Source organism: Pantoea sp. Z09 (assembly GCF_022394795.1).
GTDB lineage: Bacteria > Pseudomonadota > Gammaproteobacteria > Enterobacterales > Enterobacteriaceae > Pantoea > Pantoea latae.
The window spans coordinates 3021759-3030574 of record NZ_CP092373.1 but is presented as its reverse complement, the minus strand read 5'-3'; the positions used below and the strand labels follow the sequence as shown (position 1 = coordinate 3030574).

8 protein-coding genes and 2 tRNA genes are annotated in these 8816 nt (G+C 59.7%); 5 read left to right on the top strand and 5 right to left on the bottom strand.

The window, feature by feature from the left end; all coding sequences use genetic code 11:
- Positions 1–123 precede the first annotated feature (123 nt).
- Positions 124–1452, bottom strand: a complete 1329-nt coding sequence (argA, locus tag MC269_RS14575) for an amino-acid N-acetyltransferase (protein ID WP_081141193.1) — start codon at positions 1450–1452, stop codon at positions 124–126.
- Between the two features lie 232 nt (positions 1453–1684).
- Here argA and amiC point away from each other — a divergent pair, with 232 nt between their 5' ends.
- Complete coding sequence (amiC, locus tag MC269_RS14570) at positions 1685–2923, top strand: N-acetylmuramoyl-L-alanine amidase AmiC (protein ID WP_081141192.1); 1239 nt, start codon at positions 1685–1687, stop codon at positions 2921–2923.
- Between the two features lie 81 nt (positions 2924–3004).
- Here the strand turns inward: amiC and MC269_RS14565 are convergent.
- Both MC269_RS14565 and MC269_RS14560 read right to left on the bottom strand, forming a co-directional pair.
- Positions 3005–3081 (bottom strand) — tRNA-Met (locus MC269_RS14565).
- Between the two features lie 51 nt (positions 3082–3132).
- Positions 3133–3209, bottom strand: a tRNA-Met gene (locus tag MC269_RS14560).
- Between the two features lie 206 nt (positions 3210–3415).
- On the opposite strand from MC269_RS14560, the gene mltA reads away from it, so the two are divergent.
- On the top strand, positions 3416–4567 hold the full coding sequence (gene mltA / locus MC269_RS14555; protein ID WP_081141191.1) for a murein transglycosylase A: 1152 nt from the start codon (positions 3416–3418) through the stop codon (positions 4565–4567).
- Positions 4568–4612: 45 nt separating this feature from the next.
- On the top strand, positions 4613–5416 hold the full coding sequence (gene tcdA, locus MC269_RS14550) for a tRNA cyclic N6-threonylcarbamoyladenosine(37) synthase TcdA (RefSeq protein ID WP_081141190.1): 804 nt from the start codon (positions 4613–4615) through the stop codon (positions 5414–5416).
- A gap of 4 nt (positions 5417–5420) precedes the next feature.
- On the opposite strand, the gene csdE is transcribed toward tcdA, so the two are convergent.
- Both csdE and csdA read right to left on the bottom strand, forming a co-directional pair.
- Complete coding sequence (gene csdE / locus MC269_RS14545; protein ID WP_239952834.1) at positions 5421–5873, bottom strand: cysteine desulfurase sulfur acceptor subunit CsdE; 453 nt, start codon at positions 5871–5873, stop codon at positions 5421–5423.
- Entirely contained in the window at positions 5870–7084 is a 1215-nt protein-coding gene (gene csdA / locus MC269_RS14540) for a cysteine desulfurase CsdA (protein ID WP_239952833.1), read from the bottom strand. The genes csdE and csdA overlap by 4 nt, the downstream gene beginning before the upstream one ends.
- Positions 7085–7282: 198 nt before the next feature.
- Here csdA and MC269_RS14535 point away from each other — a divergent pair, with 198 nt between their 5' ends.
- Positions 7283–7504 (top strand): YgdI/YgdR family lipoprotein, encoded by a 222-nt coding sequence (locus tag MC269_RS14535; protein ID WP_081141187.1) that lies wholly within the window; start codon positions 7283–7285, stop codon positions 7502–7504.
- A gap of 350 nt (positions 7505–7854) precedes the next feature.
- Positions 7855–8772 carry a transcriptional regulator GcvA gene (locus tag MC269_RS14530; protein WP_081141186.1) on the top strand — a complete coding sequence of 306 codons (918 nt, stop codon included), beginning with the start codon at positions 7855–7857 and terminating at the stop codon, positions 8770–8772.
- Positions 8773–8816: the final 44 nt, after the last annotated feature.

The window sequence follows — 8816 nt, the reverse complement described above, 5'->3', positions numbered from 1 at the left end:
CTGCGCCATCCCTGGCGCAGGACGCTTTGCTCCACGGCCCATGCCGCCCGCGCATCAGCGACTGTGCTGTCTGGCCTGACTCAGGTCAGGTCCGCCATCAGCGACTGTGCTGTCTGGCCTGACTCAGGTCAGGTCCGCCATCAGCACCTTCGAGCGCCGCTGATAGTTGTACATCTGCTTTTTGCTCTCCGGCAGCGACTCAATATCCACCGGCGTAAAGCCGCGTTCCTGAAACCAGTGAATGCTGCGCGTCGTCAGCACGAACAGCTTCTCCAGCCCCATCTGCCGCGCCTGCAGCGCCACGCGCTGCAGCAGCATCTCGCCGCGCGACGAGCTGCGGTAGTCGGGATGCACCGCCACGCAGGCCATTTCGCCAATCTTCTCATCCATAAAGGGGTAGAGCGCTGCGCAGGCGATGGTGAGATTGTCGCGAATGATAATGGTGAACTTATCGATCTCCATCTCCAGCTGCTCGCGCGAGCGACGCACCAGAATACCCTGCTGCTCCAGCGGACGGATCAGCTCCAGAATGCCACCGATATCGTTAATGGTGGCGCGGCGGATCTGCTCGCTCGACTCCATCACGATCTGCGTGCCGATGCCGTCGCGTGAAAACAGCTCCTGCAGCAGCGCGCCATCTTCCTGATAGCTGATGAGATGACTGCGGCGCACGCCGCTGCGGCAGGCCTTAACCGCGCCGCGCAGGAAGCGCACCGTGCCGGAAAGATAGTCGCCGTCGCTCTCCATCTCGTCGATGCGCGCCTGCGCGTCGTTGGGAAACAGCTCAGAGATAATCGCGCCGTCGCGCCGGGTAACGCCCTGTTCAGAGCAGAAGCCGATCATCTTTTCCGCCTTCAGCTTGATCGCCAGCTGGGTGGCGACCTCTTCCGACGTCAGGTTAAAACTCTCGCCGGTGACGGAAACCGCTACCGGGCCGAGCAGTACAATCGCATTGTTATCCAGCTGACGATGGATCGCCTCTTCGTCGATGCGGCGAATTCGTCCGCTGTGACAGTAGTCGACGCCATCATCCACGCCGAGCGGCTGAGCGATAATAAAGTTGCCGCTCACCACGTTGATATGCGCGCCCTGCAGCGGCGTGTTGTTCAGGCTCATTGAGAGTCGCGCCGTGATATCCAGCTGCAGCCGTCCCGCCGCCTGCTTCACCAGCTCCAGCGACTGCGCGTCGGTCACGCGGGTGTACTTGTGGTAAACCGGCTCCAGCTGATGCGCGGCCAGGCTGGCGTCAATCTGCGGACGCGCGCCGTACACCACCACCAGACGAATGCCGAGGCTGTGCAGCAGACCGATATCGTTGACGATGCTGGAGAAATTCTGATGTTCGATGGCTTCGCCGCCCAGCATGATGACAAAGGTCTTGTCCCGATGGGCATTAATATAGGGAACGGTGTGGCGAAAACCCTGAACCAGCTCAGTACTACGTTCCTTCACGGCAAACCCTCAATGAATGTTTATTCGTAATTTCTGTATTTTTATTCTTTTAGCGCCTTTTTTGCAAGGATTAAACCTGACGTAAATTTACGTTTTTTTGGGTGCACTCGCTGCTAAGAGACTGCATTATTTAGCAATTCCTGAATGACTTCCCCAAAGTGATGGGCTAAAGTTTTCACCGCCGTTTATGAAGATGGCGGTTTTTTAGACAGAACAGAGCAGCTGGAGCGGCATGTCAGAATCAAATCCCCTGTTTTCCCGCAGAAGGCTCCTGCAGGGTAGCGGCGCACTACTGCTGCTGAGCGTCAGCCGCGCAGGCCTGGCAGCGAAAAACCATATCGTAGCGGTGCGCATCTGGCCCTCATCGACCTATTCACGTATGACGCTGGAGTCCAGCGTGCCGCTTCACTATAAGCAGTTTGCGCTCTCGCATCCGGATCGGCTGGTGGTCGACATCCAGAATATGCACCTCAACCCGGTGCTAAAGGGCGTCGATAAGCTGGTGCAGGTTAACGATCCCTTTATTAAAAGCGCGCGGGTCGGGCAGTTTGACGCCAGTACCGTGCGTATCGTGCTGGAGCTGAAGCGCAACGTCGCGCCGAAAACCTTTACCCTGGCGCCGGTGGCCGGGATCAAGCACCGGCTGGTGGTGGATCTCTATCCGAGCCAGGACACGGCTGAAGACGATCCGCTGCTGGCGCTGCTCAAGGATTACAACCAGGGCGACCTGGAGCGCAACGAGCCGGCGACTGCGCCGCTGCCCGGCAAGGCGGGGCGCGATCGGCCGATGATCATCATGATCGATCCGGGACATGGCGGCGAGGATCCCGGCGCGCACGGCAAATACAAAACGCGCGAAAAAGATATCGTGCTGAAGATGGGGCGGCGGCTTAAGGCGCTGATAGATAAAGAGCCGAATATGAAGGCCTATATGACGCGCAACGAAGATGTCTTTATTCCGCTGCGGGTGCGGGTGGCGAAAGCGCGCAAGCAGCGCGCCGATCTGTTTGTCTCGATCCACGCCGACGCCTTTACCAGCCGCAGCGCGCGCGGCTCCTCGGTGTTCGCGCTCTCCACCAAAGGCGCCACCTCGGCGGCGGCGCGCTTTCTGGCGCAGACGCAGAACGAGTCGGATCTGATCGGCGGCGTCAGCAAGAGCGGCGACCGCTACCTCGACCACACCATGTTCGACATGGTGCAGCGCCAGACCATTCACGACAGCCTGAACTTCGGTAAAGAGGTGCTGCATCGAATGGGGCGCATCAACCATCTGCACAAACGCACCGTCGACCAGGCGGGTTTCGCGGTGCTGAAGGCGCCCGATATTCCGTCGATTCTGGTGGAGACTGCCTTTATCAGCAACGTAGAAGAGGAGCGCAAGCTACGCACCAGCCGCTACCAGCAGCAGGTGGCCGAGGCAATTTTTCACGGCATAAAGGCTTACTTCGACAAGGGTGGGGCGCGACGCTAAAAGAGGCGGGGAGATGGCGCAGGCCGTCCCGCTTTCACAAGGCACAAAAACAAAAAAGCACCCTTTCAGGTGCTTAAATGTTGGTTGCGGGAGCCGGATTTGAACCGACGACCTTCGGGTTATGAGCCCGACGAGCTACCAGGCTGCTCCATCCCGCGTCCGTAGTGCGCATTGCGTCTTTTTTCACATTGTCTCTTCATCAGAAGAGTTGGTTGCGGGAGCCGGATTTGAACCGACGACCTTCGGGTTATGAGCCCGACGAGCTACCAGGCTGCTCCATCCCGCGTCCGTGGATGCGCACTATACCTCCTGGCGCCGATGATGCAACCCCTTTTTCGCGCGAAGCGCCAAATTAGGGATTGTTTGCTGAATATTTTCTCCATCTGGCTAAATATCGCACAGCCGCGCCTGCGGAAAGGGCAGGCCGATTTCAATCTGCCAGACGCTTTGCTATCGTCGCGGGGCGAACACTGATGAATAAAAGAGACGGCGATGAATAAAGGACACTGGGCGAAGTATGCACTGACGGGTGCACTGTTTGCGCTGCTGGCGGGTTGTAGCTCGAAACCGACCGATCGCGGGCAGCAGTATAAAGATGGCAAGCTGGAACAGCCGCTGGCGCTGGTTAACCAGCCGAATGCCAAAGGACGACCGGTCAACGGCAGAGATTTCGGCGAGCAGGTGCGGCAGATCCAGTCCGCCTCGTCCGCCCTCTATGGACGCCACACCGGCACCTATAGCGCGATTGAGAGCTGGCTGATGGCGGGCGCCGACACGCGCCAGCTGCGTCAGTTCGGCCTGAACGCCTTCCAGATGGAAGGCACCGATAACTACGGCAACGTGCAGTTTACCGGCTACTACACGCCGGTGGTGCAGGCGCGCTACACGCGCCAGGGGGAATTCCAGTACCCCATCTACCGCATGCCGCCGCGCAAGCGCGGGGCGAAGCTGCCGAGCCGCGCCTCTATCTATAGTGGCGGTCTGGATGAGCGCTACGTCATCGGCTGGAGCAATTCGCTGATCGATAATTTTATTATGGACGTGCAGGGCAGCGGCTACGTGGATTACGGCGACGGTCGGCCGATGACCTTCTTCGGCTACGGCGGCAAAAACGGCTGGGCCTATCACAGCATCGGTAAAGAGCTGATCGATCGCGGCGAGGTCAAGCGCGAAGATATGTCGATGCAGGCGATCCGCGACTGGGCGGCGTCCCACTCCGAACAGGAGGTGCGCGCGCTGCTGGAAACCAACCCGTCGTTCGTCTTCTTTAAGCCGGAACCCTATACGCCGGTGCGCGGCGCCAGCGCGGTGCCGCTGGTGGCGAAAGCCTCGGTGGCGTCAGACCGTTCGCTGATCCCGGCGGGCACCGCGCTGCTGGCGGAGGTGCCGCAGCTGAATGAAAAGGGCAAGTTCAACGGCAAATATGAGATGCGCCTGATGGTGGCGCTGGACGTCGGCGGGGCCATCAAGGGCCAGCATTTCGATATCTATCAGGGCATCGGGCCTGATGCGGCGCACCTGGCGGGCTTCTATAACCACTATGGCCGCGTCTGGGTGCTGAAAGCCGCGCCGGGCGCCGGGCAGCCGCTGTTCAGCAGCCCGCAAAACGGTGATAATGGCTCGCTGTTACTGGGTTCAAACTGATTTCTCTGCGGGCCGCACGGCCCGCACGTCGCAACAAGGTTGATTATGAGTGTGGTTAACGAGGCCTGGCGTCAGCGTTTTGGCGGCACGGCACGTCTCTATGGGCAGGATGCGCTGACGCGTTTCGCCGCGGCGCACTTCTGCGTTATCGGCATCGGCGGCGTGGGATCCTGGGCGGCGGAAGCGCTGGTGCGCACCGGCATCGGCAAAATTACCCTGATCGATATGGATGATGTCTGCATCACCAATACCAATCGCCAGATCCATGCGCTGAACGGCAACGTGGGCAAGGCGAAGACCGAGGTGATGGCCGAGCGGCTGCGCGCCATCAATCCCGACTGCGAGGTGATCTGCATCGACGACTTCATCACGCCGGACAACACCGCCGAGCTGATGGCAGCGGGCTATGACTACGTGATCGACGCCATCGACAGCGTGCGCCCCAAAGCGGCGCTGATCGCCTGGTGCCGCCGCAACAAGATCCCGTTGATCACCACCGGCGGCGCGGGCGGCCAGATCGATCCGACGCAGATTCAGGTCGCCGATCTGGCGAAGACGATTCAGGATCCGCTGGCAGCGAAGCTGCGCGAGCGGCTGAAGGCGCTTGGCGTAGTGAAAAACAGCAAAGGCAAGCTGGGCATCGACTGCGTCTTCTCAACCGAAGCGCTGATGTATCCGCAGCCGGACGGCAGCGTCTGCGCCGCGCGCAGCACCGCCGAAGGGCCGAAAAGAATGGACTGCGAAGCAGGGTTCGGCGCCGCCACCATGGTGACCGCCACCTTCGGTTTTGTCGCCGTTTCCCATGCGCTGAAGAAATATCTGGCGCGCGCGGCGCGTCAGGCGGCGTAACGACTCAGGGCTGCGCTGCGCGCGCGGCCTGCTGATGCACCGCCTCCGCCAGCGCCTTCAGGCCGCTGCTGCGCGAGGCGCTGAGCTGGGCGCGCAGGCCGAGTTCGTCAAACAGCCGCAGCGGATCGTCCGCCAGCAGCGCCTGCGGCGTTCGTCCTTCCACGGCGGTCAGCAGCACCGCCAGTAACCCCCGCACGATGCGACCTTCGCTGTCGCCGTAAAAGTGCAGCGTGCCGTCGTGGCGCAGCTGGCTGCCGAGCCAGACGCGGTTTTCGCAGCCGGTTAGCTCAATCTCCTGCGTTTTCAGCGCCTCCGGCAGCGCGGGCAGCTGACGGCTGAGCTGGATTAGCTGGCGATAGCGATCCTCCCACTGCTGGAAATGGGCGAATTTCTCTTTCAGCCCGACAAGGGTGATCAGATCGCCGAACGGGTGCGGACCCGCCAGGGTTTGACTCATGCTTCCTCCTCCGACAGCAGGTCGAGCGCGGTATAGATGGCGCGCGTCAGCGCATCCACATCCTGCAGATTATTATAGGGCGCGAACGAGACGCGCAGCGTGCCGCTCACGCCCAGCGCTGCCATCAGCGGCTGCGCGCAGTGCTGGCCCGCGCGCAGCGCGATGCCCTGTTCCGCCAGCAGCGTCACGATGTCGCTGTGGTGTACGCCGGCGAAATCGAACGCCAGCACGCTTGAGCGGCCAACGCGATAGCTGCGAAATCCCGGGAATTCGCCTAGCTGCTCTTCCGCCAGGCTGGCGAGCTGCTGGCTCCACATCTCCGCCTTGAGTCGGTCGTGCTGCTCAAGCCAGCTGAGCGCGGCGCTCAATCCCACCACGCCCGCCACGTTGGGCGTGCCGGCTTCAAAACGCCAGGGCGCGGGCTGCGGCGTAAAACCGTTGAAATCGACCTGGGTCAGCATCTTGCCGCCGCCTTGCCACGGCGTCATCTCCTCCAGCAGCTCGGCTTTGCCATACAGCGCGCCAATGCCGGTCGGGCCGTAGAGCTTGTGCGCGGAGAAGGCGTAGAAGTCGATATCGAGCGCCTGCACGTCGGGCGGGCAGTGCGCCACGCCCTGCGCGCCGTCCACCATCACTTTGGCGCCGACGCCGTGTGCCAGCGCGATCGCCTGCGCCAGATCGGGACAGCCGCCGGTAACGTTAGACATCTGCCCAACGGCCAGCAGGCGGGTGCGCGTATTAAGCAGCGACGGCAGCAGCGCGATATCGGGCAGGCGATCCGCGCCGATGGGCCACTTCACCACCTTTGCGCCGCGCGCCTGCGCCGCCATAAGCCAGGGCACCAGATTAGCGTGATGCTCCGCTTCGCTCACCACAATCTCGTCGCCCGCCTGCAGACGCGGCAGCAGCCAGCCGTTGGCAACCAGATTGATCGCCTCGGTGGTGCCGCGCGTCCAGACGATCTGGTGGCCATGCGCCGCATTCAGCAGGCGCGCCACCTGATCTCGCGCCTGCTCATAGCGTTCGGTGAGCTGGCGCGCCGCGCCGTACTGGCTGCGATGCACCGTGCCGGCGCTCAGGCTGTAAAACTGCTGGGCGGTGTCGATCACGACCTGCGGCTTAAGCGTTGTGGCGGCGCTGTCGAGATAAACGCCGGCGTCGCTCAGCGCCGGAAACTGCTGGCGAAATGAGGTGGGGTTGAATGCGGTCATGCTTTGTCTCGTCATACAAATAAAGTGGACCAGATCAAAAGCCTGGCTCTCTGCTGGCAAAGCTGTAAAAGCGCGTTATGCTGATTAATGCAAGGTTTAAACCAAAACCCGCACAAGGAGCAACCTTCTTTAGTCGATTTGACTACCGGTTAGCCAACGCGGGCGGTTTGATGCAATCAATCTGCAAGGAGATAGAAAATGAAAAAACTTTCAGCAGTGCTGGCCATCTGCGCCATGGCTTTTACTCTGGCCGCGTGTTCAAGCAATTATGTCATGCATACCAACGATGGTCGCACCATTGTTTCTGAAGGCAAGCCTTCCGTAGACAGCGACACCGGTATGATCAGCTATAAAGACGCTAACGGCAACAAGCAGCAGATCAACCGCGCTGACGTTAAAGAGATGGTCGAGATGCAGTAAGCGGCAATTCGCTGGCTGCAGGCAAAAAAAAGCACCGCAATTTGCGGTGCTATTCAAAATCACTATGGACAGACAGGGTAAATCTACAGGAATTAAAAGCTTGATCTGCAAGCGTCAGATCAAAATGCAAACACAACATCACGACCACAAGCCAAAAGCTCTCCGGAAATCTGCGAACTCACTCACAAATCCTGAAATCTTTTCGTTCCGGCTCAGGAAGTGCGGCAACTATAGGTATTTGCTGGAGCTTCCTCAACGGACAATTTATAATGCCTCGGATTACTAAAACTAATATGTGACCGCTTTTTATAAGCGCACGTGTTTTGCCCCTGATCCGAGCACGGAAAACCATGTCGAAACGCCTTCCTCCTCTTAATGCACTGCGCGTGTTTGATGCCGCGGCGCGTCATCTTAGCTTTACCAAAGCGGCTGAAGAGCTGTTTGTCACCCAGGCAGCTGTAAGCCATCAGATAAAGTCGCTGGAAGATTTTCTGGGGTTAAAGCTGTTTCGCCGGAGGAATCGTTCGCTTTTACTCACGGAAGAGGGGCAAAGCTACTATCTCGATATCAAAGAGATTTTCACCGCCCTGAACGATGCGACGCGCAAGCTGCAGGCGCGCAGCGCCAAAGGCGCCCTGACCGTGAGCCTGCTGCCCAGCTTCGCCATTCAGTGGCTGGTGCCGCGCCTCTCCAGCTTTAATATGGCTTATCCGGGCATCGACGTGCGCATCCAGGCGGTGGACCGCGACGAAGAGAAGCTGGCGGACGACGTCGACGTAGCGATCTTCTACGGCCGCGGCAACTGGCCGGGGCTGCGGGTGGAGAAACTCTATGCCGAGTATCTGCTGCCGGTCTGTTCGCCCGCGCTGATGACCGGCGATAACCCGTTGAAAACGCCGCTGGATCTGGCGCGCTTTACGCTGCTGCACGACGCCTCGCGCCGCGACTGGCAATCCTATATCCGCCAGCTAGGCTTGCAGCATATCAACGTGCAGCAGGGGCCGATTTTCAGCCACAGCGCCATGGTATTGCAGGCGGCGATCCACGGTCAGGGTGTCGCGCTGGCGAATAATGTGATGGCGCAGAGCGAGATTGAAGCCGGCCGCCTGATCTGTCCGTTTAACGATGTGTTAGTCAGTAAAAACGCTTTTTATCTGGTTTGTCATGACAGCCAGGCAGAACTGGGTAAAATAGCCGCCTTTCGACAGTGGATCCTCGCGAAAGCCGCCAGCGAACAAGAAAAATTTCGCTTTCGTTACGACCACTAAATTATTGATTTCTGTAGAGTGAAGTACAGATGCACCTTGAGGAT